The organism is Actinomycetota bacterium, from assembly GCA_030018275.1.
Taxonomy (GTDB): Bacteria; Actinomycetota; Aquicultoria; order Subteraquimicrobiales; family Subteraquimicrobiaceae; genus Subteraquimicrobium.
In genome coordinates, this window is record JASEGB010000002.1 from 91,523 (window position 1) to 116,606 (window position 25,084).

General features: G+C 38.4%; 27 protein-coding genes. 4 read left to right on the top strand and 23 right to left on the bottom strand.

Annotated elements, in window-relative coordinates; genetic code table 11:
- Window positions 1-129 precede the first annotated feature (129 nt).
- From QMD66_01355 to QMD66_01390, 8 genes are all read right to left on the bottom strand, one after another.
- Window positions 130-1,959: a LytR C-terminal domain-containing protein gene (locus tag QMD66_01355; GenBank protein MDI6821515.1), complete on the bottom strand. Its 1,830-nt coding sequence runs from the start codon at window positions 1,957-1,959 to the stop codon at window positions 130-132.
- Window positions 1,960-2,324: 365 nt separating this feature from the next.
- A complete protein-coding gene (locus QMD66_01360; protein ID MDI6821516.1) occupies window positions 2,325-3,803 on the bottom strand; it encodes a hypothetical protein in 1,479 nt (492 codons plus the stop codon).
- 201 nt (window positions 3,804-4,004) lie between these two features.
- A complete protein-coding gene (locus tag QMD66_01365; protein MDI6821517.1) occupies window positions 4,005-4,334 on the bottom strand; it encodes a DUF86 domain-containing protein in 330 nt (109 codons plus the stop codon).
- Entirely contained in the window at window positions 4,331-4,765 is a 435-nt protein-coding gene (locus tag QMD66_01370; GenBank protein MDI6821518.1) for a nucleotidyltransferase domain-containing protein, read from the bottom strand. Before QMD66_01370 ends, QMD66_01365 begins: the two co-directional genes overlap by 4 nt.
- Window positions 4,766-5,253: 488 nt before the next feature.
- Complete coding sequence (locus QMD66_01375) at window positions 5,254-5,658, bottom strand: putative toxin-antitoxin system toxin component, PIN family (protein MDI6821519.1); 405 nt, start codon at window positions 5,656-5,658, stop codon at window positions 5,254-5,256.
- Window positions 5,648-5,896 carry an AbrB/MazE/SpoVT family DNA-binding domain-containing protein gene (locus QMD66_01380; protein ID MDI6821520.1) on the bottom strand — a complete coding sequence of 83 codons (249 nt, stop codon included), beginning with the start codon at window positions 5,894-5,896 and terminating at the stop codon, window positions 5,648-5,650. The genes QMD66_01375 and QMD66_01380 overlap by 11 nt, the downstream gene beginning before the upstream one ends.
- Before the next feature lie 194 nt (window positions 5,897-6,090).
- Window positions 6,091-7,545, bottom strand: a complete 1,455-nt coding sequence (locus QMD66_01385) for an oligosaccharide flippase family protein (protein MDI6821521.1) — start codon at window positions 7,543-7,545, stop codon at window positions 6,091-6,093.
- 379 nt (window positions 7,546-7,924) lie between these two features.
- Window positions 7,925-8,389, bottom strand: coding sequence for a transposase (locus tag QMD66_01390; GenBank protein ID MDI6821522.1), 465 nt, complete (start codon window positions 8,387-8,389; stop codon window positions 7,925-7,927).
- Window positions 8,390-8,967: 578 nt separating this feature from the next.
- Between QMD66_01390 and QMD66_01395 the strand changes: the two genes are divergently transcribed.
- The gene (locus QMD66_01395) at window positions 8,968-9,459 is read left to right on the top strand and encodes a hypothetical protein (protein ID MDI6821523.1); all 492 of its coding nucleotides are present in this window, start codon (window positions 8,968-8,970) and stop codon (window positions 9,457-9,459) included.
- 232 nt (window positions 9,460-9,691) lie between these two features.
- On the opposite strand, the gene QMD66_01400 is transcribed toward QMD66_01395, so the two are convergent.
- The 4 genes from QMD66_01400 to QMD66_01415 form a co-directional block, all read right to left on the bottom strand.
- The gene (locus QMD66_01400; GenBank protein ID MDI6821524.1) at window positions 9,692-10,543 is read right to left on the bottom strand and encodes a hypothetical protein; all 852 of its coding nucleotides are present in this window, start codon (window positions 10,541-10,543) and stop codon (window positions 9,692-9,694) included.
- A 648-nt stretch (window positions 10,544-11,191) separates the two neighbouring features.
- Complete coding sequence (locus QMD66_01405; GenBank protein MDI6821525.1) at window positions 11,192-11,452, bottom strand: hypothetical protein; 261 nt, start codon at window positions 11,450-11,452, stop codon at window positions 11,192-11,194.
- Window positions 11,453-11,481: 29 nt separating this feature from the next.
- Window positions 11,482-11,670 (bottom strand): hypothetical protein, encoded by a 189-nt coding sequence (locus QMD66_01410; GenBank protein MDI6821526.1) that lies wholly within the window; start codon window positions 11,668-11,670, stop codon window positions 11,482-11,484.
- A gap of 90 nt (window positions 11,671-11,760) precedes the next feature.
- Window positions 11,761-11,901 carry a hypothetical protein gene (locus QMD66_01415; protein ID MDI6821527.1) on the bottom strand — a complete coding sequence of 47 codons (141 nt, stop codon included), beginning with the start codon at window positions 11,899-11,901 and terminating at the stop codon, window positions 11,761-11,763.
- 296 nt (window positions 11,902-12,197) lie between these two features.
- On the opposite strand from QMD66_01415, the gene QMD66_01420 reads away from it, so the two are divergent.
- From QMD66_01420 to QMD66_01430, 3 genes are all read left to right on the top strand, one after another.
- Window positions 12,198-12,833 (top strand): class I SAM-dependent methyltransferase, encoded by a 636-nt coding sequence (locus tag QMD66_01420; protein ID MDI6821528.1) that lies wholly within the window; start codon window positions 12,198-12,200, stop codon window positions 12,831-12,833.
- Window positions 12,834-12,847: 14 nt separating this feature from the next.
- A complete protein-coding gene (locus QMD66_01425) occupies window positions 12,848-13,375 on the top strand; it encodes a methyltransferase domain-containing protein (GenBank protein MDI6821529.1) in 528 nt (175 codons plus the stop codon).
- Between the two features lie 226 nt (window positions 13,376-13,601).
- Window positions 13,602-14,495, top strand: a complete 894-nt coding sequence (locus QMD66_01430; protein ID MDI6821530.1) for a glycosyltransferase family 2 protein — start codon at window positions 13,602-13,604, stop codon at window positions 14,493-14,495.
- 34 nt (window positions 14,496-14,529) lie between these two features.
- On the opposite strand, the gene QMD66_01435 is transcribed toward QMD66_01430, so the two are convergent.
- The 11 genes from QMD66_01435 to QMD66_01485 all read right to left on the bottom strand — a co-directional run bounded on the left by QMD66_01435 (window position 14,530) and on the right by QMD66_01485 (window position 25,000).
- On the bottom strand, window positions 14,530-16,398 hold the full coding sequence (locus QMD66_01435; protein MDI6821531.1) for a hypothetical protein: 1,869 nt from the start codon (window positions 16,396-16,398) through the stop codon (window positions 14,530-14,532).
- A gap of 301 nt (window positions 16,399-16,699) precedes the next feature.
- Window positions 16,700-17,806 (bottom strand): glycosyltransferase family 4 protein, encoded by a 1,107-nt coding sequence (locus QMD66_01440; protein MDI6821532.1) that lies wholly within the window; start codon window positions 17,804-17,806, stop codon window positions 16,700-16,702.
- The gene (locus QMD66_01445) at window positions 17,803-18,900 is read right to left on the bottom strand and encodes a glycosyltransferase family 4 protein (protein ID MDI6821533.1); all 1,098 of its coding nucleotides are present in this window, start codon (window positions 18,898-18,900) and stop codon (window positions 17,803-17,805) included. Before QMD66_01445 ends, QMD66_01440 begins: the two co-directional genes overlap by 4 nt.
- Before the next feature lie 274 nt (window positions 18,901-19,174).
- The gene (locus QMD66_01450; protein MDI6821534.1) at window positions 19,175-19,573 is read right to left on the bottom strand and encodes a HEPN domain-containing protein; all 399 of its coding nucleotides are present in this window, start codon (window positions 19,571-19,573) and stop codon (window positions 19,175-19,177) included.
- The gene (locus tag QMD66_01455) at window positions 19,560-19,907 is read right to left on the bottom strand and encodes a nucleotidyltransferase domain-containing protein (protein ID MDI6821535.1); all 348 of its coding nucleotides are present in this window, start codon (window positions 19,905-19,907) and stop codon (window positions 19,560-19,562) included. The genes QMD66_01450 and QMD66_01455 overlap by 14 nt, the downstream gene beginning before the upstream one ends.
- Window positions 19,908-20,477: 570 nt before the next feature.
- Window positions 20,478-21,434 (bottom strand): glycosyltransferase family 2 protein, encoded by a 957-nt coding sequence (locus tag QMD66_01460; protein ID MDI6821536.1) that lies wholly within the window; start codon window positions 21,432-21,434, stop codon window positions 20,478-20,480.
- A 369-nt stretch (window positions 21,435-21,803) separates the two neighbouring features.
- Window positions 21,804-22,685 (bottom strand): hypothetical protein, encoded by an 882-nt coding sequence (locus QMD66_01465; GenBank protein MDI6821537.1) that lies wholly within the window; start codon window positions 22,683-22,685, stop codon window positions 21,804-21,806.
- 873 nt (window positions 22,686-23,558) lie between these two features.
- Window positions 23,559-23,918 (bottom strand): DUF5615 family PIN-like protein, encoded by a 360-nt coding sequence (locus QMD66_01470; GenBank protein ID MDI6821538.1) that lies wholly within the window; start codon window positions 23,916-23,918, stop codon window positions 23,559-23,561.
- Between the two features lie 10 nt (window positions 23,919-23,928).
- A complete protein-coding gene (locus tag QMD66_01475) occupies window positions 23,929-24,165 on the bottom strand; it encodes a DUF433 domain-containing protein (GenBank protein MDI6821539.1) in 237 nt (78 codons plus the stop codon).
- 141 nt (window positions 24,166-24,306) lie between these two features.
- Entirely contained in the window at window positions 24,307-24,702 is a 396-nt protein-coding gene (locus QMD66_01480) for a PIN domain-containing protein (GenBank protein MDI6821540.1), read from the bottom strand.
- Window positions 24,695-25,000 (bottom strand): AbrB/MazE/SpoVT family DNA-binding domain-containing protein, encoded by a 306-nt coding sequence (locus tag QMD66_01485; GenBank protein ID MDI6821541.1) that lies wholly within the window; start codon window positions 24,998-25,000, stop codon window positions 24,695-24,697. Before QMD66_01485 ends, QMD66_01480 begins: the two co-directional genes overlap by 8 nt.
- Between the last annotated feature and the right edge of the window lie 84 nt (window positions 25,001-25,084).

Consider the following 25,084-nt stretch of genomic DNA (forward strand, 5'->3'; position numbering starts at 1 on the left):
AATATACGAGATAACCGACCGAATACCTTCTAGCTAAGCTGCTTCATCTCGCCCGTGTCTGCCGTATTCTGTAGCGCGGCCGTAGCCTTTAGTCATTGCGAGCGAGCCCAAGGCGAGCGCGGCAATCTTTTATCTTCTCCCCAATATCACGATAATATCCGTCTGGATTGAAGAATCTTTTTTCAAAATTGCGGAGTATTTACCTTTAATTTGATCAGCGACCAATTGCGCAACATCTTCATTGGCTGATCTATAACGGATGATGGTCTGAGCGTAATCATAGCTGTCCGCATTTCGTATATTCCTGATATTAAAACCATTTCTCCTCAGAAGATCGGCAATCTCTTTGGCTGAACCCGTAATCCCATTCCCGTTAAGAACATCTATCCTCGCCTTGCTTTTATCTACAACTGGCTCAGCAACCGCAGGAAGTCCGCCCTTCCTATCTCGCCCTAAGATAAGGGCAATGTCTATGTCCAAATCGGGAGATAGATTTGGATAAAGCAAAGCCGGATAGAATTCTTCAATTTCTTTAGCCACAAGATTAGCTACACTCTCTTGCCCTGGTTTATGACGGATAACGGTGCGGGGATAAGCATCATAGCCCGCGTCCCCAATGGTCTGAATACTAAAACCGCTTTCGCTCAGCTTAGAGGCGATACTTGTTGCCTCTCCCCTTACTCCATTCCCATTTAGCACATCGATCTTAACTTTACTTTTATCAATTTCCAAAGTTACTTTAGCTTCAGGAGTCTTTGGAGCCTTCGCCGCAGCTTTAATGGATTCCTTTTGCGGCTTCTTCGCTATCATCGGTGAAGTGGCAACCCTGTGAACCTTCTTGGTAAACCACAGTCGCCCTGTAGCATACGCACCACCGATTAAACAAACCAAAAAAAATAGAATAATTACACCAGCTAGGGCTCGAATTTTCACTTTTCTCGTAAGGCGCTTAGCCATAACTCGAGGTCTTACTTTGTGGGGGATCGTTTGCACAGCTTCCGTAGCAACCGCTGGTTTTTCCAGAAGTTTTTCCGGAGAAAGGATTCTAAAAGAAGCGGATGTAATCTTAGCTAAAGTTTTCCTACATTTAACAAACACCTCATTTTCTTTTGCATATTCAATTAACAATGAAGCTGCTACCAGAGCAAAAAAGGCATAAGCGAGCATTCCCACCAATCTTGCTTTGGATGCGTCTCCTACCATTAGGAAAATTGGACAGCATAATAACAAGAGTAAAGCAGTGGCGAGTTCGACCAATATTTCTGATATCCGCTTTTCTTTTGCATATTCAAGCAACCATAAAAACACCCCAACACCCAAGAAAACATAAGCTGACTTCCCAATTAAACTTGCTCTGGAGACATCACCAAACATCAAGAATAGGGAACAACACAATAGCAAAGGTAAAGCAATAACCACTGAAAATCTATAATCCAATTTATAAATCCAGCAGAAAATAAAATACAAAATAAGCAGGTATCTCAAACGTATTACAAAACCAAAAATTGATATGTTTCCAAAGAATGCCGTAAATAATATTCCACCGACAAGTAATGAGGTCAGAACATAATCGTAGTTAACTTTAACAAACTCACTTACAATTTCGAATCCTTCTATCTTTACTTCCTCTTTTTCACCACCAAGCACCAATATGGAAAGCAAAATTATTAAAATCCCGGAAATGAAAGATAAAAGACGCGAAAGATTACCCAATCCTGCAGTTTTATACCATATAAGGATTGCCCCTAAAATTCCCAGCCCGATGATGAACCCAAGTTCCTTTAATGTTATTACCTCATGCCGAACTTCTTCTTTCTCTTCTCTACTGGTGAGTGCAGCAATGACGCCACTAACTAAAACGATTACTAAAAGGATGTTGAGATTGAAGAAAAAACTTACGAAGCCTTCCTTTATTGTCTCAAGCAATAAGAGAATCAAATAAGTTGCTAACGATGTCACAAATATATCCTGATTGACATCCCGCAAAAATTTCAGAAACTCAATATGTTTCGTGTTCAAAATACGTCTTTTTCGATTATTAACTCTTGCAGACAGGTTCATTCTTTCCTCGCTTGTCTTCAATTGCTACATAGCACAAATCAATTACCCATGCTTCCTGAATATATGCAACATTTTTTAGTCACTGCGAGCCCCTGTTTTGGGCGTTGCAGTCTCCTGATTGAGATCACCACGGCTGCGCCTCGCGACGACTTCGTCGGATTGCTTCGGGACTAAAGTCCCTCGCAATGACATCAGTGCAGTCATTGCGAGCGAAGCAATCTCGTGAGCAATTTAGATGCTTCTGAGCCGTCAGAAGTGCTAGCCTAAAGGAGTCCAGGCTTTTTCAAAGTGATCTCAATGGAGCCGAGTACTATTTCTTCGCCCCTCCCTGTAAGACCTGGTGCATGAAGCACAAAATTCAATTTGTTATCTTTTGCCTCAATTTCAGTTAAATCTATAGTGACAGAGTTTGTTCGCCACACGCCCTTCCTTTTCGCAGGAATAGTGTAGTCCGCCACAATATAATCTATGTCGGTAAGTACAAGGTCCTTGGAATATGGCGCAGTTTTCACCGGAATTGGATCAAAAAGCGAATCTTTTGAAAAAGCAAAGTAGCCACCTTCTGAACTTAAAACAATATCACCCTTTTCAGTAACTATTTTATTTGTTTCCCTCCCAAGATTTACACTAAAGCTCTCATTTTCCTTATTAAGTACTAACTTTCGATTATCATTTATGTGTAAAGTTTGTAGACCAGGCATATGCCACGACATAGCGCTTAGCTTTTTACCATTTGTGTAAAGGGTATTTTCCTTCGTTGGTCCTATCTTATATAAGTCATGGTCAGCAAGGAAAACCTTTTCCTCAAAGCAAAGATATTTTTGTTGAGACTCTAAGTCCTTAATCACAACATCAACTCCACATTCCAAAACAATCTTATATACACCCTCTTTTAAATCAGGAGCCATAACTTCAACCTTTTGAAGTTTTGAAGGTTTGCCGCTATTGGAAGCATCTCCATCATCAGGAACAATTTGAGAATGTATCAATTTGCTTCCCGAGAAAATATTTATATTCAAAGGATCGGGTCCCTCATACCAATTGATATCTTGCTTGTTAAGAGCAAACTCAAGAGGCTGGTCCTTCACGTATATGTAGAAGGTATGAGGACCCCTTAATGAAGCATCGATCTCAGTACCTTCATTTACCTTACTAATCTCAACTCTTGGTCGCTGTACAAACTCATAGTGATAAGTAGCAATGCGAGCTTTTTCAGCTTTCTTACTCTTGGGAACAGGTGGATTAGCAATGAAATCACCAACACTAGCAAATCTCTTCTTCCTCTGAAAGAGAGTCAGACCATTACTTTGAAGTCTATTCCAAGTCAAGGCATTAAGAGATTTATTATGCACGGGCTTGAAAATACATTGCCCAGTAGCAATATCCCGAACTCCTACCAAAAATTCCTCAGGGTCTCCTTGATATTTTATCTTGACCTCTGCCGTAGCAAACTTGGTATAAGGTACTTTAAGATCAAAAGTTACCTGGTCAGTTGTCATTTTTTGCTGAGGTATCTGGTAATACGCACCTTTCTTATCTCTGCTTAAGGCAGCAGAAGGAACAAGAGGGGTGGGTATAGCAATATTTTCAGAGCCTTCTGTTAAATCCATCTTATAAGTGACTGTAGCACCAAAAGGAGCAACATTCTTGTACACTAAAAGACCAAAAAATATAATGGCAAGGAAAATGATTATTGCTCTTGCTCTCCGCCTAGCCAAAGATAGCCTTTCACCTTGCTGCACTTACCACCCCTCCCAGTTTACAAATAGAACCATTTTTACACTATCTGCCTATTTCTTTGAAGCCCTGAGCCCAGATATCTTGCGACCCCCAAACTATGCTAATGCAGCTCATACCTTATTTGATGAACTCGCTTATGTGTTTCAGAAAACGAGGAACATCTCTAACGGCTGCTTGGAGACCATCATAAACCTTCTTGGTATCTATCTCATCATATTCATGTACAAGCCTGTTTCGAAGACCAGCACAAGGAGAATCTCTCTTGCAAAATCTGGTGGAAGAACACCAACTTTTGCAAGATCCAAGAAGGATCTAAAGTAATCAGATGGAGGTGGATGCCCTTCCTCGGTAATTATGTGATAACTGATATCTATCATTCTGCCAATCATTCGTTCGAGATACCGCTCAGCCATCACTTCATTCGCCGAATTTGCAGCATAATTTTCATAGCTTAAATTGGCTAAAGATCTTATAGCTTCGAAGTCTTCACTAATAAGGTTGATTTTCCGCATGATCAGAGTTTTGTCAATCATTCACCAGCTTCTCCCGCATAACGAGCAATAAATCGTCGGGCAAATTCCTCTTCCATTCTGAAATACTTTCTATGGTCAACATATCGTTTAAAAGCATATATTTTAAGTCGAGCAAGGTCACTTTCTTTGCCATAAAGAATTTCATTTCTTTCCATAATCTTTTTGAGAAATAAGGGATCAGCTTGATTGATGACGGCAAGGTCAACTTCTCTTTCAGGAATAAGTTTCTGCAACTCAAAAAGAAGGTCTGAATACTTCTCCATAGAGAGATCAGGCTTTTTACAAAGAACGGCGATATCAACGTCGCTTTGGGGGTGAACCCTGGTGGATACTGCCGAACCGAAAGCGAGGATCATACGAAGATTAAACCTCCTGGCGATCTTCTCAAAATCGTTCTCATTCGCATTATTTGAAAACTTAAATAATTCCATTTGACCTGCTTTCTCCTTCACGCATAAAATTCTACCCTTCATAATCTACTTTTTCTTAGACGTCTCGTCAATCAGATGATCGGTTTCTTCTACATTGGCTGCCCAATGCCTTTTCAAAAACTTAAAATTTCCTACCTATTATAAAGCACTGCTCCACCAATGGATACACTGTTCGCAATAAAACGAAGCATCAAAGACTATGTGATGCATATTACACTCGGTTTATTTACCACAAAACAAGTCATTTTGAGCCCTTCCCTTGTTGTCATTGCTTCACTTCGTTCAGGACAAGTCTGAGCCCTTCGCTTAACCGTCATTCTGAAGGACCCTGAGTGAAACGAAGGGGACTGAAGAATCTCATATCCCTCTTTGTCATTGCGAGCTTCGATTTATCGAGGCGTGGCAATCCGACGAAGTCGTTGCGAGTCCGCCTGAGGCGGACGAACAATCTGTGTCTTCACAGCAAACAGCGTTTTGTGATCCCTGAACTATTTGGAGAGTGTTTCTAAGAATGTTTTTGGAGATAGAATCTTAAGGCCGACTCCGTCCGCTTTTTGAAGGCGCACGTCACCAGTAACCAGCATTTCTGCTTTCCCTTCTCTTGCAGTCTCAATAATTGGATTGTCGGAAGCATCCTTAGCCCAACTCCCTTTAGAGTCAACGACGGGAATGAGTTCAGAAAAAGAAAGAATTTCCTCAATTAGATTGCCAACTAAATTAGACTCCAAATCAAACTTTCCTTCTGCCACCCTTCTAAACTCTTGAAGGATATAAAGGGAGGTTACAGAAGTAAATTTGCCTTTTCTCGCATGTTCCAAAATCTCCCCAGAGATACCACCAAAGAGAATTCCAGAAAGTAGAATATTGGTATCCAGAACAACTCTAACGGCCATAGCGGATTTCAGATAGGGCGCGGTTTATGTCTTCTTCTTTTAAACCCATCTCTTTTGCCTTTTGACGTGTTTTTTCCACCAGTTCATCCCATTGAGATTTGACTTTTGAAAGGACAATCCTATCGCCCTCAATTTCGACATCAACTTCACTTGCAGGTTTGATATTAAGACGCCCCGCAATGTCCTTTGGGATTGTCACTGTCAAGCTGTTTCCAACCCGTCTTATCTTGAGTTTCATTTTGGCTTCCTCCTGAATTCTGGATATACCAAGTATATACAAAGAAAACTGCTGTGTCAAGCTAGGCACAAACTCCCCAAGGATTTCAACAAAATCAACAACGCCCCTGAATTATAACCTATCTGTTTTACGATGTCTGCAAAGCTCCGCAGACAATAAATCAGTTTCTTCTACATCACCTGCCCAATACCTTTTTAGGATTTCTCTATTAATCCCTTCAATATCAAAATATCCTCGCTTTTAATTTCCTTAAAAAGCACGAGTAAGCCCATGTACGCCAATGCAGCAACCACATAGAGGATAGTCAAATTCAAACCAGTGGCGGGAACCATAATAAAAATGAATGAAATCACCAGAGAAGAAATCAAAATCTTGAAAACTGACTGTGGAGAAACCAAAGTCGCAAAATTTTTCCAAAGCAAGCTTGCTCCCAAGATAACCCCAACCAAGCAAGTTAACGTAGTTGCCATGGCCGCTCCACTTAATCCGTAGTGAGAAATTAAACTCATGCATAATCCAGCATCTGCCAAGACCAAGAAAGAAGCTAAGATTATAACTTCTTTAAAATTATTGTTCGCCATTAAGATAGAGAGGATTGCCAGGAGAATAGAAATAAAGGCATAGCCGAAAGCCAAAATAGCAAGAGGAGAACCAGCAGCTAAATATCTTTGAGAGTACAGCAAGGAAACAAGATTCGTGGAAGTAACCGCCATAACAAAAGAAATTGGCACCAAAAACAGGAGCAAAAACCTCAAAGCTTGATTAATGTACCTTTTGGTCTGTTCGATCCTTCCTTCAGCGATAGAATTAGTGATAGCAGGAAAAAGAGCACTGGAAAGAGCACCAAAAAGAAAATAAAGAACTTTAGCTAGAGTGCTGGCGGCGACATAATAGCCAACCTTAGGTGCACTTAAAACGATCTCCTTAACAAACCATAGATCAATGCTCATAAGCAAATTGAACAGAAGCCCAACGATCGCGAAAGGAACTGCCAGTTTTAAAAGCCCAAATGACTTTACTGTCTTTACCGTATCATTTATGTCCACCTCTTCTGTGCCACCAATTAGCTCTCTAAAATAATAAAATCCTACCAGAAATCCAAAAACAGAGGCCATAATGTTTCCAATTAAGGCTCCTGCAACTGAAAGACCTAAAAGCACTAGCCCAACAACAAAGATAAGCTTTGAAAAAAAATATACAATTGAGGCAATTGCCTGCTGCTTGTAAAACCTCGAGCCGTTCAATAAGGCGATATAAATGTTATAAAAAGCCAATATGGGGATGTCTAAAATAGCGATCTTAAAATAAACATCTATTTTTGGATCATTAAAGATACGGGAAAGAAAGGGGGAAAATGAAAAGGCTAATACAAATAAAATAATTGCAACTAAAGACTGAAGATAAATAGCTTTTTTCTCAATAACCTTTGTAAAAAAAGGAGATTCAGCTACCTTTTTGATGGCTGCACCTGAGACTCCGCCCAGAGTAATTTCCAGCCAGACAAGTAAAGAAATCACAAAACCAAAGAGTCCATAATGACTGGGACCGAGCACTCTACCCAAAGTGATATGTAAAGCATAGCCACATATCAGAGCAAAAGCCTGACTAATAGTTAAATAAAAGGTCCCTTGTGCTACTGTTTTTTTCATTAGCAACCTGTCACTCTCTAGAGTCAAGTCTTACATTATCTTTAAAAATTCTCAATCAATAGATTCGAATGCTTTTATTCCTCTCTACTATTCAAATTGACAGTCCCATACTTTCCTTCATATACAAATATCTTCTACTGGCAAGTTTCTCTTATTATCTCTATAGCAAAATTCCAGATACGTCTAAGACAAGATGGTTGATTCGTGAATAACCTCACATCTCTCATTCTTCCTCGGGATCCTCCTTAAAGTGCAAAATACGGTTAAAAGATTCTAAATAACTGACCCTGGGGCATAATTTAATTTAAGCTATGTTGTCGCATATACCACATGATATTGGGTGCTTAGATAAATTATTTATTCTTGTGCTTGTTTGATTTCACATACTCCATATGAGGTGTTTTACCCTCATTGGTGAATAATCATTTATGATATTGAAATAGACTGCACATTGAAAAGTAAATATGCAAGTAAGTACCAGAGTCTTTACCCTGTCTAAATGCTTGACTGGTAGTTTGTCAGAAAGAGCAAATATTTCCTGAATCTGTCCAAAGAAAGGCTCAATGGTAATTGATCTATTCTTGTAGATGGCTCTTCCCTCTTTGGAATTAAAGAACTCTGCTTCTTTTCTTCTCTCTTTCTTGGTATGCTTTTTGACTTCTACTGGGGTAATTAGCTTTTTTTCTCGCTTTTTCTCGTACTCTTTTAATTTGTTGTCATCATAGCCCGCATCGCCAGTAATAAATTTAGTCTCTTTAGGAAGAGAAGCTGTTAGTTTTGGATATAACTTATTATCTGGCACATTAGCACTTACCACATCAGCATTTAGAGTCAATATTTCCACAAGAGGGGACTTTCTGCTTTTTAATATCATCTTTGTGCCAAATGTTGCCATTAGCCCAGGCAAGATAGAGTCAATAGATACAGTTTTAATGTCTGCTAGCTTCTTAACAACAAAAGCTGTGGCTGCTCTTATGATACATACAGTAAGGCCAAAGAAGAACTTTTAAGTCTTCTATCAAAGGTTCTTCTGTCAGGAATACTTTTAAGACCAATAGCAGAGTATGTTTAATCTTTTCTTAGCGATAAACGCAGCCCACTCCGTAGGGAAATTATGATTGTTAATTATGTCAAAACTTTTTGGTATCATCCTTCCTATATTGAGCATGTTACCGAGTACAATGTAATAAGGTGAACAAGATAGGGACAAAGGTAGAAGAGGAGGGACAATATTTATTGTAACTTCTGGAAAACACCTTTCTTTATCTACAGCATTGGTAAATATTTCTACTTCGTGTCCCCTTTTTGAAGCTCAATTGATAATCTTAATATTTGTCTTTCTCCACCCGCGGGATGAACAAAGGGGGTGTGAATCATTGCTATTCTCATACCTCCGATTCGAGGTAAAAATATGATAATGACATGATTAAAACACCAGTAGAAGTATTTGGTGTATGCGCAGCTGCAGCACTTTATAGAAGCAAGGCATTGAAAGAGGTTGGATTATTTGACAAGAGCTTCTTTACAATACTGGAAGATGTTGACTTGTCTTGGAGGATCAGATTATCAGGATATAAGGCTCTTCTTGTGCCTACAGCAAAGGTATTCCATAAGCGGGGAATCTCAGGGAGGAAACAGAACTCAAAAAGGTTGGCAATGCTCAAAACATATTATGGAAGCAAAAATCGAGTTTGCCTTGTTCTCAAGTATTACCCTACTGGACTAATTCTTAAATTTTTTGCTCTTCTTTGTTGTAGGTTTTTCCGTGCATCAACATGCAGTATGGGAATCAAAGATAATCTCATCACTGACGTCTTTAGATGTCTCAAACAGAGGAAAACCATACACCACAAGTACCCAAATATTAAGGAGATACAAGACAAATGGATTCGCCGTAGTCCAATAGGTATTTGATGCCTATATTATTATGAGCAAAACTGTCTTTCTTGCGCTTAAAGCAGGCGAAGTTGCCAAAAAGACTTCTCTCGAAAACAAGCTAGCTGCAATCAAACAAAAATCCTCCCCTCCTGAGCTCATTAACATTTGGGCTGCATTTCTTCAACCTATTGTCATACAAAGTTCTATTAGCCAAACTACCATTTTATCACATAATTCCCCATACCTCAAAAACAAGCTTTGTAGCTGCTCAATCAACACCTTCTTGGACCCTATACAATTTTGAAGCAGGATCCACTAGGCGTAGAAAGTAATCCCTTTTTGATAACTCGCCATCGAACTGCTGAAGCGAAATTGGGCCATCTACCAGGATATAGACAGGTACATTATTCTGCTTTAATGTCGCAGTAATATTTGCCAACAGCTTAGGATCCTGCTGCAAACTACTAATAATTCCGACTTTCCGCTTCGGAAAGAGCATTTTATCAAAGTATTGACAAAGGATCACTGAATCTGATTCAGTGTTTGCAAAAATCGTCTCTGCAATTTCAGAATACTTAAGCGCCACTTCACGATTACTAACCATCGCGGGATAAGTTGCTTGAATGCCCATCAAAACAAACATAAATACAGCAAAGACAGCAAGAATCTTACGTCTACTAATACCTAGAACGAATTCTACAAACAGGGGTACACATAATACATAGATTGGCAGGAAATACCGAATATACGAGTTATGCAAGAGTATTGGGCACTGTGCACGAAAACCAGTCAACAAGAAATAGGTAAATAAAAATACCGGTATTGGAAAATATGCTACATAGGCAACCGCCCTCTTTTTGCATAGGCAATACAATGCACCAAGAATTGGTAAAATGAAAAGTGGCATTGCATTAGCCATAAGTTTAACGTTTTCAATCAGATTTACGGGTTGGTTCCCGGGCGGAGGAATTGTATTTTTCCATCTCAAGCCAACGTGCAATCCCGTTTTGAAATATCCTCCGTAGAAGCTCTTATTTAAAGCAAGGAATGGGATTGAAGTTAAAAGCAGAATAGCAACCGCTGCTAGAAGATATTTGTAGTTAATCGATCTTCTTTTCAACAAGAGTACTTTCTTAAATGATCTTTACTCTCGAGGTCTTAAAGGAAAACATCTAAGTCTCATAATAGTTGATGGCTGCCCTGGACTTTTAAAAGCCTTGGATATTGTCTATCCTTACATTCCTATACAACGCTGTTGGGTTCATAAATTAGCAATGTAGCTAATAAATTGCCTCAGAGAAAGCAAGAAGAGGTACTAAAAGGTGCAAAAGCTATCTATAAGGCAGAAAACAAAAAAGAAGCACTAAGATTATACTGGGAGTGGGCAAAAGCTTACCGCAAATCTTATCCTGAAGCAGTGGAGTGTTTGAAAAAGACATAGATGGACTCCTGTCCTTCATGGACTTTCCTAGAAAGCACTGGATAAAGATAAGAACAACCAACATCATTGAAAGATCTTTCAGAGAAGTAAGAAGAAGAACAAGACCAATGAGCTCATTTTCCAACTATAGGAGTGTCGACAGAATCATCTATGGCATTATTCATTACTTGAATTCTAAGTGGGAGAAGAAACCCTTGAAGGAATTTACACAATTATCTTGACACTACCTTTAAAATTTTATTATGGCCAAGTTTTTCGTCTATATGAATTGCGTACTTTCATATGTTTTATATGCTATACTATAGTTTGGCAAATTTAATTGCTCATTCACAAATGAATATCACGCTGCCTTTGGCATAAATCTTTCAAGTACTGGTTCAAGAGAACTTTTTCAAGAGTCATCTTGCAGACCTCTTTTAGAAACAGCTGGAAGTGTTCCTGGCGATGTTTGAAGATTACTTGAGAGATGTTTTTGAGTCGAGCGTCCTTAACCAAACGATGCTGAAGATAAGCTAAGGCTAGAAGACAAAGGGTTAGGTATTTGGTGATGCCCTCAACCGTTCTTAGTCTGAAGTCTCCCAAACCCAACCGAGTCTTAAGGTAAAGATGGTCGATCTCTACTTGCCAGCGCTCTCATAGTAATTCAGCACTTCTTTTGCTTTAAGGGAGGTATCTGTCGACAAGAAGTACTCTGGGTATCTATCCCGGGGGTGCCTTTTTGAGATGATCACCTTAACCTCCTCACCGAAATCGCTTATGAAGCCCTTAAAAGTGGATGTGAGGTGGGTAGCGGAGCTCAACATCACTTTGTTAAAGCTCTTGTTCCTTAAGCGCTTGGCATAAGATGAGACCTCTTACCGTTAAGCTTTCGGTTATGTTTGATCCTGCAGATGACATTAAAACCTTTGCGGAAACAGAACTATCAATGCATCCACTACCTCTCTTAAATGTCTAAATTGAGGCTTGGTGAGTCTAAGATTGAGAGCTAAAAGGAATTCCAGTAAATGCTTTGATGGTCCTGCGATTTTTGCTATCATGGAAGCTGCCTCCAGAAGGTGGATTGTTGGTTGCTATCTATATTCACTTTTCACTTTCTGGAGGTTTTCCACATCAGTGGTTTTGTTCCTTTTAGCTAATTTTTTGCCAAACTACAGTGCTATAAATAAACAAATAATTTATACAAAAATTATGGTCTTGGCTTTGGTGATGAATATTATATTAAACCTTTTGCTTATTCCTAAATACTCCTATATTGGAGCAAGTGTAGCTGCAGTTATCCCTCAATTTTTACAATCCCTACTGTTATTTTTATTGGTAAAAAACTTTTATAAAAATGCAATTTATTAAGATTCTCAAATCACTTTGTAGACATTTCTTTCCTAGATTATTTGAATATTTAAGAAAAGAACTTTCCGATTGTAATACAGTTTTGGATTTGGGTTGTGGCTATAATTCTCCTATTCAATATTGTAATATTCCTTTTTCAATTGGAGTTGAAAAATTTGAACCCTATCTCAAAGAAAGCAAAGAGAAAAAAATTCATAATCAATATATAAAAGCTGATATTACAAAAATAGAATTTAAACCAAAATCATTTGATGCTGTAATAGCCATTGATGTGTTAGAGCATTTATCTAAGGAAGAAGGTTATGAGCTATTAAAAAGAATGGAAAAATGGGCAAGAAAGAAGATTATTATCTTTACACCAAATGGATATGTATATCAAGATGACTATGATAATAATCCTCTTCAAGAACATAAATCCGGGTGGAATGCTGAGGAATTAAAGAAATTAGGATTTAAAATTTTTGGAGTCAATGGTTGGAAAAGACTCAGAGGATACAGGGGAAAAATAAAATATAAACCAATTCTTTTTTGGAGGATAATTTCGGATTTGACTCAAAAGATAACCTATCGTTTTCCAAATTTGGCATTTCAATTATTCGCTATTAAAAATCAAAGAAGATAGATGAAGCTATTATTATGCGTGAATTAATTAAACAATTTGTCAAAATCATTGCTGAGACTTTACCTATCTCCGAACCTGTTTTTGAGTTTGGGGCTCTTCAGGTGTCAGGCCAGGAAGGTTTTGCAGATCTTCGCCCTTTTTTCCTAGGTAAGAAATATGTTGGTTGTGATATACGAGAGGGTCCAGGCGTAGACCGAATTTTGAATCTCCATCACATAGAACTTCCTTCAGAGTCAGTTGGGACAGTTTTAATTCTCGATACACTCGAACATGTAGAATTTCCAAGAAAGGCAATGGAAGAAGTTTACAGAATACTTAAACCAAATGGTTTTACCGTGATTAGTTCCGTTATGAATTTTCCCATCCACGATTGTCCATCTGATTATTGGCGTTTTACCCCGCAAGCTTTTAAGAGCATTCTAAAGCTTTTTAATTTTTCATTCGTTGATTTCGCTGGCGATGAACACTTTCCTCACACTGTTGTGGGATTAGGTTTTAAGGGTTTGCCCCCTAAAGATTTTGATAAATTTAAAAAAGTTTAAACTTTGGAAAAGGGAATGGAGTAATTCTTCAAAGAAGTCGTGGAAAGCATTGGTAAAAATATGCGTTCCTCCGATACTTTTAGATTTATATCGAAAAATTCAAAAAATTCAACTTTAGGCACAATGTCGTCTAACAGAGTGTATCTAGTTTTACTATGTTTTATATAGATACGCTCGAAAAGTTAAACATAATTAACCTCGGAACACCAAGAAAATAAAATAAAAAATGAACTATCCAAAAGTTTCGATAATAATTCTTAATTGGAATGGTTTAGAAAACACTATAGAGTGCTTAGAATCTTTACAGAAGATCACCTATTCAAACCATGAAGTCATAATCGTTGACAATGGCTCGAAGGGAAATGATGTAAAAATTTTAAAGCAAAAGTTTGGAGAATATGTTCATGTAATTAAGAATAAAAGAAACCTTGGCTTTGCTGAAGGAAACAACGTTGGTATTAGATATGCAATGAGAAAAGACAGTGGTTATATTCTTTTATTAAACAATGATACCATTGTCGATGCAGACTTTCTGACTGAGTTGATAAAGGTTGCAGAGAGTGATCCCAAAATCGGAATTGTTGGGCCAAAGATCTATTATTACTATGAGCCAGATAAGATTTGGTTCGCTGGAGGAGAAATACATTGGTGGAAAGGAAAAACAAAACACCTACATACCCGCGAGATTGACAAAGGGCAAGCGAATAAGATCAGAGAGGTTGATTATATAACAGGGTGTACTCTTCTTGTGAAAGGGAGTGTACTTAAGAAAATTGGATTATTGGATGCATCATATTTCTCCTACTTTGAAGAGACGGATTTTTGTGTTCGAGCTAAACAAAAGAATTATACGATTTTATATGTCCCGACTGCAAAAGTGTGGCACAAGATTTCTGCTACATCACATTACCAAGATGCATTCTATAATTATTACTTTGCTAGGAACAGAATCATTTTTATGAAAAAGCACGGAAGGTTGCTATATCGATTAACATTTTACCCATACCAGGTTTTTGTCAAAAGTCTAGGCGCCTTGCTGATTTTTGGATTGAAACGCAAGAATCCTAGATCAGCATTTGCTTACATAAAGGGAATTGTTGATGGGCTCAGGTGTAACTGATTACATGCAATCCTCATTATCGAAGCTCATCAACTCACTTTTCCACCTTGTAAACATATAGAACCTTGTCAACAACTTGAATGTCTGTTGGAGGAAGCTCGCCAATCGTTCTCTGTATGGGAGCATATCCTTGATGCAAAGGTTTTGGAGGAATTAACTCAGGTCTTGTGTATCTATCTGCAGCGATTATCCTTCTAAGAATCATTGTTGGCTCTCTAACTGCGGTAATCATTCTTAATTCTTCGTCTGAAAAAAGCCGGAAATTAGGTAATATCTCGTACTTATTTTCTAAGTTAAGATCACTTTTGCTTGAAATAACGAAAATGTCTGACTCATTCTCCAATTCTTGCAGAACCCTTTCTGTATCTAAATCCTCATAATTAGAAGAAATTGTTCTATATCCGTAAACAAAGTGTAATGGTTCAGCGATTTCATGATCCTGGAGGGCGACTACTAGAGCTGCATTAGTGTCACCAATAGCTCTGTGTATTTTGTCAAGCCGCTTTCGCATATACTTTTCTTCAGCGAAAACCAAGAGAGGCGCCCAAGTAGCTAAAAATAGGGTTATTACCAAAAAAATGCAACCAATTTTTAATTTACTACTTTTGACACTGTCAATCCCCATAGAAGTCGCTAAGAATAAAAGAGGAATCAGTACTACGTGGTAGTGTCTCATAAACCAAGGATGTACCCATGAAATTGTGGGATATTTTATCAACAAGAACGCCGGGCTGCTCAATAAGACCAGCTGCAAAAATTTGAAATTGTATTTTTTGTATTTCAACCCTATGACTATGAAAGCTAACAAAGGAATTATTAAATATGCATTAAAGCAGTCGAAAACATATCGCAATGTGTAGTTCTCGTAAGTCGGATAACTTGTCGCTACTCCACTTGAAGACGAGAAGAAGCTCGTTATTAGACTAGATATTTTTATCCACATAGCTCTCAAGTACATCAAACAATATCGTGATCGAGTCAAATATAGATAAAGACATAAGATAGAAAAATTGAGCATGACGAAGATAGAAGCAAAAATGGCTTTTTCCGAAAACTGTAGGTGGTATTTTCTATGTTTATTATTCAAAATCCACAAAATCACAGTAACTGTTATAAAAACAATTAAGTACAATAACAGTTCAAACCTCACAACCAAACCCAATGAGAGAGGAATGAAGCTTGCAATAATATAGTCCCCGTTTTTCCTTTCAATCCCATCTAAAAACAAAAGAAAAGTCAGCCATATTAAAAGAATCATAAGATTTTCAGATAGAGTCTCTCTGGCAAACCCGAGAGTGTTGTAGTGTAAAGAAAAAAGCACTGTAAATATTAAACCCACCTTAGGACTACTTAGAATCTTGCCAACAAGATACAAAACTAAAAGAGCAAAAAACAATAACAATGAATTTGCCCAAAATAATCCCTCTAGCCCACCAATCTTATAAAAATAGCTTAAAAACACGCTGTACCCGGGGAGAAATTGTGCAGTATAGGTGTGGGGTGCCACTTCCATAAAACCAGCGTAAAAGGGATATCCCCTAAATGGAATAAAGATAGACCCCTTCTTTGCAATATGCATCGCAAAGAAACTATATACCCCACTATCATACCCACCCCATAAAGTTACATGATGGAATATCCCATTCAAAATTGAAAAAAAGAGAGAGATTCCCACAGCTATTTTGTCATAGTGTGAGAAAACCAGTTTTTTGGTACTAGCAAGGTATAAAGGAAAACAAAGTGATAGGAATAGACAAGAAATTAGAAGTAGGCTTACGTATCGATAAACTTCAAGAAAAACAGAAAGCATACCTACACCCACAATGATACTGATCGCTAAAGATGCAAAAACAATAGCTTCTCCAACTGTATATTGTTTATCGAATGTATTATCTGATTTCACAAACTATTCTCTCCTTTGCTAATCCAAATGAATCCACAATGACTTTGCCCTCTGTTTTCTCTATTTTTTATAATATCGATATCTTTTTGAAAGTTGTTCCGTTTTCTTTGCCACTGCTTATAACCCATTATCGGAGGCTTTCCTATAGAAAAGTCTTTTTGCTCTTATTTTTGGCATTTCAGAATTGCTCATATTTCTCTTTTATAAGATCGCAGGGGGCACAGGTAACAACAAAACGAATGCCTATCTGAAAAAAGTGTAATATTTGAACTCTACATTGACTGCGGACCCATTTTTGCTCTCAGGTAACCAACCTTCCGTATGTGTCGTGATGCAGTTTTGCAATATTATCCCAAGAAAGTTCTTCTTTTAAAAGCCGTTCATTGCGGCAAAACAACTCCAGCTTTTTCTCATCATTCAGCAAATCTAATATTGCGCCAGCAAGTACCTCACTATTCTTTGGCGGCACAGTTAGACCTATTCTATATTCCTGAACTACTTTCGCCATACCACCAACATCGGTTGCAATAATTGGTTTTTCATAGGTAATTGCCTCTCGATAGAGCACACCGCTTTGCGTGATATGGACGTACGGCAACACCATTAGCTTGGATGCAGAAACTATCGCTGGTATATCTAAGTCTTTAACAAAACCTGTAAAAAAAACTTTTCCTTCGAGCTCAAGATCATTAACCATTGACTTTAGCTTCCCAAGGTAATTCGCATGACTTGGCGATGCACCACCAGCTATTACTAGGACTAAACCTTTTCTTCTTTCTAGCACTTTGGGAAAAGCTGCGATAAGATACTCAAGGCCTTTATTTGGTCTTATGGCACCCAAAAAAGTTATCAAGACGCTGTTTCCCAAATTATATCTTTCTCTTATTTTCTGTTTTTCCAGTAATGTAACCTCTTTAGCTTGATCCACACCGTGAGGTATAGTCTCTACTTTTTCTGCATCAATTTTAAATTTGACAAGCAGTTCATTTTTGTGCTCTCTGGTATGAACTAAAATCTTATTTGTCAACCTATAAATTATGGTTTCATATAAATGAAAGAGAAGTTTTGTGAATATATTTAAATGCTTTTCATAAATACTTGACTTCTCATGAGCAGTAAGAACCAGTTTTGCTTTTACTCGAAACGGTTTCAAGCAGATAAGAAAAAGCGGGAAAAGGGGACCGCATATAGTAGGAGTATACTGAACGTGTACAATATCAGGACGCTTTCTTAATACTTCATATAAGAACCCAAACCATGCTAACAAATGTTTCTTTTCCCTGTAAAAAAAAATCCTCCCTAAAATAACCTCGACATCATTTCCCTTGAGGCCATCTATTAATTGTTTGGTATATTTTGAAACTCCGCAACCCTCCGTGGGGTAACTACTAACCACATAGACTTTCAATTGTTTTCACCTTGGATTAGTTCCCAAAACTCTTCAAAATATTCTTTAGCAATGCCTTCCCAACCAAAGTTACCTAAAGTAAATTCTCTGGCCCTTTCCCCAAAATCTTTCCGTTTTTGATCATTGTCTATCAATTCATTGATTCTATTCACATAATCACTTATGTTATAAGGCTCGACTAAGAAACCATTACAACCATCTTCTATTGCGTTTTGAATCCCCTCAAGTCTGGATGCAATCACTGGGAGAGCGCATGAAGATGCCTCCAGAGCGACAATTCCAAATCCCTCCATATCCCCTTTGACCTTTATGTTTGGCATTATAAATATGTCAGATGCGTTGTAAAGCAACTTCAAAGTGTCGACATTTACCTCGCCCAACAATAGTACATAATCTTGCACGGTTTTTTCTCTTATGCTTTCTTCTATTCTTTCTTTCATTACTCCATCACCAGCAATTAAATATAGAATTTCTCTTCTTTTCTCAATAAGTTTTGGCATAATGTTTTCAATAAACCAGTGGAAGCCTTTTCTCTCAACCAGTCTTCCAACCGAAAGAAGAATTTCTCTCTCCGTAAGATCAATGCCTATTATCTTTGAGATTTGCCTTCTAAACTCACCCCTATCTCCATCCAGATAAAACTCATTAAAATCTATGCCTACGGTTATTACCGAGCATTTATCTGCTTTAATCCCCCTCCGCAGGCATTCCTCCCTCGTAGCCTCACTTATACAGATAATCTTGTTAGCCATATTGGTGAACCTTGGCACTACCGACTGATAAACTCTATTCGGATAAGTTATATCCAAGCCGTGAACTTTTACGACCACGGGTTTTCTGAAAATCTTCAAGAAAGGGATCAGGGGTGATAACAGAGCGTCACTTAAAAATACTGTATCAACATCTCTCCTTGCCCATAACAAAAAGAGTTTGAGAAAAGCATAGATGTAAAACAAGGGTGAATATTTGCCAAAGTTATTCGAGATAACCTTCAAATCCAGATGCTTACTCAAATTGCAAGCCAAATCATAATTTAGTTTCTCCGCTCCTCCCACATCAGGAGGATAATTTCTGGCAATAAAAACCAGTTTCACGCTCACGCCTCGTCATTGCAATCTAGTGTTGGGCCTATCACGCTTATTTTCATAACCTAATTACCCTCTTACCCCTTTCCCCTATTTCTCACGGAGAGAGTGAGATCCAGAAAGTATCTTCCTCACAACGAAGTTATCGTCGGTGTGGCTCATTTTAAACTGAATCATCTCTCCTAATAATCCTAAAGTTGCAAATTGGACACCCATAAGCATTAGAAGAACACCGAAAAGCAAAATATGGCGATAAAAACCACTTTATCTGCAGATGCATTTCCTAGGAGCTTTTCTTCTCAATCCATCTTTTAATAATGCGATGAACATCTTCGGCTGCATTAAGTGCTTCTTTTGCATCTCCGAGAGAAGGCATGGAAACACTACTCGCTGGAACAGCGTCAGGATACCTAGTGGGGATATAGTACCCATCGATGACCTTGAATTCCTTCTCATATCCTAATAACTCCGTTTTGATTTCGTAACAAAGCGGCCAAAGTTCCACAAGCTTATGGGTCTTCGGATAAAGCCTGCCATTAAAAAGTAAAAAAGCTTTTAAACTCTTCTCAACGGATTGCTGGGCTAAAAAGCAAACCTGAGCATAGAAAGCATTTTCCAACCCTAAACGAGCGAATTTTAAATCATCTTCAGCTCTAGATAACCATTTTTCATGCTGCTGCATCGTAAATCACTTTACCTTTTTCCAAAACCTCCTTCTGAAAAAACAGATTGCTTTTTGCCTCCTCCTCAAATTCTTCCGGCGTATACACCAGAAAATCAATACCTACGTCATAGTCACATAAAGTGATTACCTCTTTTAATCTTTCATAAAAACCTGTATTTGTTTTTTTTATGATGAGCAAATCGATATCGCTTGTTAGTGAAATTTGTCCACTAACAATGGAACCGAACAGGATTATCTTCTCTGGCTTATATTTCTCTTTTAAAGTGCTAACGATAGATTCAATATTCCTTTCTAAAAGCTTTTTTCTGCTTTCACACAAATTCTTAGTCACTCTACCTCTCCTCTCCGTTTTGCTTTCAAGATACTGCTCCAATTCGGCAATAAACTTCTCTGCGTCTCTAACAACTATCTCATCCGTGGTTCGTCAATTTTTATCTTGATGCTATAGTCAGACTCCTCTCTTTCCTTGCGAATGTAATCATCTGTACACCTCTCACATCAACGATGTTAATACCCATTATAACTTCTCTTACTACCCCAATCTAACCTCGCATCTTTTATTTTTCGAAGTTGTAATCTTCGCCTGCTATAGCCTCTCGCTATACAAGAAATCTTATCCTCTTTGCTCACTATCCCAATGCTGAGAGCCAATAATTCTTCTTATGGTAAAGTTATCATTAATGTGGCTCATTCCAGACTGAATCATCTCTCCTCCACTCGTCTCTAAATTCTTTGACAATATCTTCCCACTTCATAGTAATTGCCTCCTTCCCAATTCCATAAATCTATTCCGTCCCTTTCGATACTATTATAAAGAGGGTCGGCGACAGACACCTCTCATCTCAATAGATGTTAATACCCATTATAACTACTTTTACTAACCCAGTCTAACCTGCATTTTTTATTTTCCGAAGTTTTGTGAGCGCTGAGAGCCAAGAATCCTTCTTATTGTAAAGTTTTCGCTGGTGTCACTCATTTTAAATTGAATCATCTCCCCGAGTAATCCCAGAGAGATAAATTGGATTCCCATAAGCATTAATAGAACACCGAAAAGTAGAAGAGGTCTGTGACCAATTCCTTGACCCATAAACCAAAGTACAGATAGATAGGCATTGATGATGAATCCCAAAATCAACATGATCAGTCCCAGTAGTCCGAAAAGATGCAAAGGCTTTAAGCAGTAGTCGGTCAAAAACATGACAGTGAGTAGGTCGAGAAAGCCTCTGATGTAGCGTATCGCTCCGTACTTCGATTGCCCCGATTGCCTCGGTCTGTGGTTTATTTTGACTTCCCCAACCTTGAAGCCCTTCCCGTGAACAAGAACGGGAAGATACCTATGTAGCTCCCCGTAAAGCTTTATGCCCTTGGCTGTCTCTCGCCTATATACTTTGAATCCGCAGTTAAAGTCGTGGAGTTTTATTCCGCTTATTAAGGAGGTGACCTGATTGAAAAGTTTTGAGGGAACCCTTTTTGAGAAGGAATCATGTCGAGGATATCTCCAGCCGGAGACGAGGTCGTATCCCTCCTCGATTTTTGAGAGGAATTTGGGAATCTCTGCTGGATCGTCTTGAAGATCGGCATCCATGGTGATAATTATTTTACCATCCGCATATTTGAATCCAGCAGAAAGGGCAGCAGCTTTTCCAAAATTACGCCGCAATTGAATGATCTTTACCGCTTTATCCTTGGCGTACAACTTCTCAAGGGAAGATATAGAACCATCTGAGCTTCCATCATCAACGAAGACTATCTCGTAGCTCTTCCCGAGATTAGATAATGTGCTTGTGAGCTGTTTGTGGAGTTGTTCAAGACTCTGGCTCTCATTGTAAACTGGAATGACTATGGAGATTTCATTCAAATTGATCAACCCCGATTAATATTCTGCACTTTTGGCAAAAATAACGGTAAAAACAGGTCTTTAGACCCGTGAGGCTATTGACAGGCGAGAAATCTTGCTCCTCGCATGTATGAAAGCACTATAATTGTTAACAATCACCTGTTAATAATAACAGACCTGAAGGTCTGTTTCTACAGGTCTAAAGGTCGTGCCTGACCTGAAGGGTCATTTCCGAGCACAGCTAAGAATCTCAAAGGGATTGCTTCGGCTACGCCTCGCAATGACGAATAATGGTTGCTATCCACTATTTTGGGAGAAGAGCCGTAAATTATTATTTCTCCAGAGCAGCTTTAAATCCTCCCACTCAATTTGATGCTTCACGAGTTAACTTCATTTGTCGATATGGTGAGTCCCAATCCGAATCTCTATGCCCTGCGATTTCTTTAAGCTCATGAATACTAAATATATCATCCAAATTGAAACCGCTGTAAAAACGCTTCTAAAAATCCCGATGAAGTTATCAACGGGATAAACACTAGAGATAATCTCCGAAGGACTGAGCAGACTAGCAAAGAAGCTTGGATGAACAGGGCATAGTAAATAACCAGCAAGGGCTCTTCCCCATTGAAAAGTATACACCACAAAACAGACAATCTGGATAAGATGGAGTTTCAAGTATTTAATGTCCTCAGCAATTGCAAACACCAGGAAGAATGTCAACCAACTCAAATATTGGGGATGGAATCGAGATATGGAAAAAAAGAGTAAAAGAATTAAAAGGGGATATCCCCAGGCATCCGCAAAATTGCCCTTTGAGAAATAAAAGCAATATATGAGGATAAGTGTGTAGCAAACAACAAAGATATAAAGGTAATCATGATAACCAAGGAAAAAACTCATGCTATAAAAATATCTAGTCTCTGGCATTTTTAGCCACGTGCTAATCTCACCGAAATAACCTATGAAAAGCCTATACGCAACCGCTAGAACAATTAAAGGTGAAAGTGCCCATGCAAAAATCTTCATTCGGGAAAGGAGGGTTCGCCCAAGCATAAATGCAATGGGAATTATAAATAGCAAAGGAAAGGCTCGGATAGTGACACTTAATCCCAGTATGATCATAGCGAAGCATAAGCGTTCCCGTTGCAATAAATATAAAAAGAGAAAAATGAAAAAAGCTATCAATACCTCATATCTACCAAAAATATATGTGCCAAAAATGCAGATTGGGTTCACCATCCAGAATTTAAAGGCTCTTAAACCTTGAGGCACCTTCTTGAAAAGATACAGGAGCAAGATTGCACAGGCGATATCGAATAATAGATAGGGAAATTTGAGGAGAAAGAGCGTTCGAAAGATATTTTGGTGATTGCAAAACTTGAAAAAGGTTTGCCACACCAGTGGAGATTCCCAAGTCTTGGCTCCCCACCACCATGGGTGAGTCCAAATCTCGTTATAATAAGGCATAAGCGGGGTGAAGATATAAAGGGTAAGAGCATGAATGAAATGAGCGCCAACATTGATGGATGCACGGGTTAAATTGTGGTGGTAAACGATCTCATGGGCTCTCCAATATATTGCCAATAGGTCAGCATGAGCTGCAAAGGGCATTAGGATTAATCGAATAAGCAAGCCCAGAAGAAACCATTTTAGAAGAGTTAGAAGAGTTAAAGTTCTTTCGGGAGAGGAGCGGTATTGTTCCGGGATTAATTTATTGAATATGGATCCGGGGTAAAGTGATAATTTTTTCAACTGAACTCCTTATCCTTTTTCAACACGCCACATCAATAAAAAACTTCTCTCCTGACCAGAGAGTTGGTTCTTGTATTTTGTGTTCCGATTAGCAAAGAATCTTTGAGGATATCTGGGTTAACTCAGGTATTTTCACGCTCAACATATCCCCTTATTTCCACGGAGAGCGAGATCGGGAAAGGATTTTTCCGCTGTTTCCAGATATTCTTGTGAACTTTCCAGACGGACTTCTACAAGAGTTTTTGTGCTGATTTATATTCGCCTGCCCCGTTGCTTCTGGCGGGTTCGGGACCATTAGACATTAGGCATTTGTTCATCGGTTTCTTTTCCACATTCATTTCCCCACTTCATAATTTCCAGCTTTCTCAATCCGCATCCGGTAATTACACTTGGTCATTTAATAAGTGGACGGATACGAATTTTACCTTCGCTTGCTACAATAAAATGGTCTAATATCTGAGTAGGCTTTTTGGAAAGGATTGTCTCTAAAGCAGCGATTTTAAGAGAGGGTGACTCTTGAACAAATCGAAATAAAATAATCCCTCGTACTGGTAATCTTTGGCGATAAATAAGAAATCCAAAATCTTTATCGTTCGTGATTATAACTCTATTCGTGCGAAACGCATAATCCAATAAAAAAGAATCTTCGCGACTAGCAAGTTCTTTCGTAGTCGCGACAATAATATTATGACCTTTTTCGGCAAGATAATGAACAACCGACTGACCTATATTTTCATCAATTAGAAATTTCATTAGAGAAATATTACGTCTTCAGGATGGGGTAAACCTCCTCTTCTTCTATAATTTTCTCGGCATAAAGAAGCGCAGCACGAATATCATCTTTTTTTAAAGAAGGGTATTCTCTAATAATATCTTCATCCCGCCAGCCCTGGGCAACCAATTTTATAACCAACTCCACCGGAATACGTGTCCCCAAAATGATTGGTTTGCCTAGCAAAATCTTTGGATTAATTTCTATACGTTTCATAAAATCTTTCATTCTTAATCTCATCTCCATGCAATTGTTTTTGCAGCCCTGTTCCCACTTCTTCTTTACAGCCCAAGTTTAATGCAACATTAAGATAAAATCAACAAGCAGGTCCCAAATCAGATACCCAATCTAACTACATATCCACAACTTCTATTCCTTCCAGTCTTTTGAAAGTCTCTTATCAAATGTGGCTGCTCTCTTGTACCCCCTTTTCTTCACCAGGCAACCATTATAGGCATTTATGAATTCCATATTATCATCCTTGTATTTCTCTATAGCCTCTTCTATTAAGTTCGCATTCATAACTTTAAGGCCTTTTGTGTGAAGAAGACTTTTTATTACATCCTTTACCTCTTCCTTAAGAAAACCGTAGTAAGACTCTAAAACCCATATAATTTCCGCTATTACCATCTCAGAGGTAACCAGCTTTATTTCTCCCTTTTCAGCCTTTTCAAATAAATCCTTTGCCTTCTCGTAGAGGTCTTCGACATCAGCTACAAAGAACCTTAAAAAGACATTGGTGTCTACAAAGATCGGCTCACTCACCCTTTAATCCTTCCTCCGCTACCCTTTTGGAGACCACCTTTTTGGTATAATCTCTTTCATTTCCTGCACCTATAGCTCTGCCTCTGGCAATCCCACCTAAACTTAACAATGATCTTCTTTCAACTTTCTTAATCTTCACCATATCTCCTTCTAATTCAAAAATAACCTCATCCCCTTCTTTAATCCCAAGTTTTTCCCTCAACGCTTTCGGCACAGTTACCTGTCCCTTTTTGGTTAATACTGGCATTTCTTCAAGCAAAAATATCGCATCTCTCTTAACTAATACGTCTTCTGTCAACTTTTTTCTTCATCAGTGTTATCAGCACTATCCGTGCTCTCAGCGTTTCGTTATCCATATTCTCAGCGGTTGCCAAAGCAAATA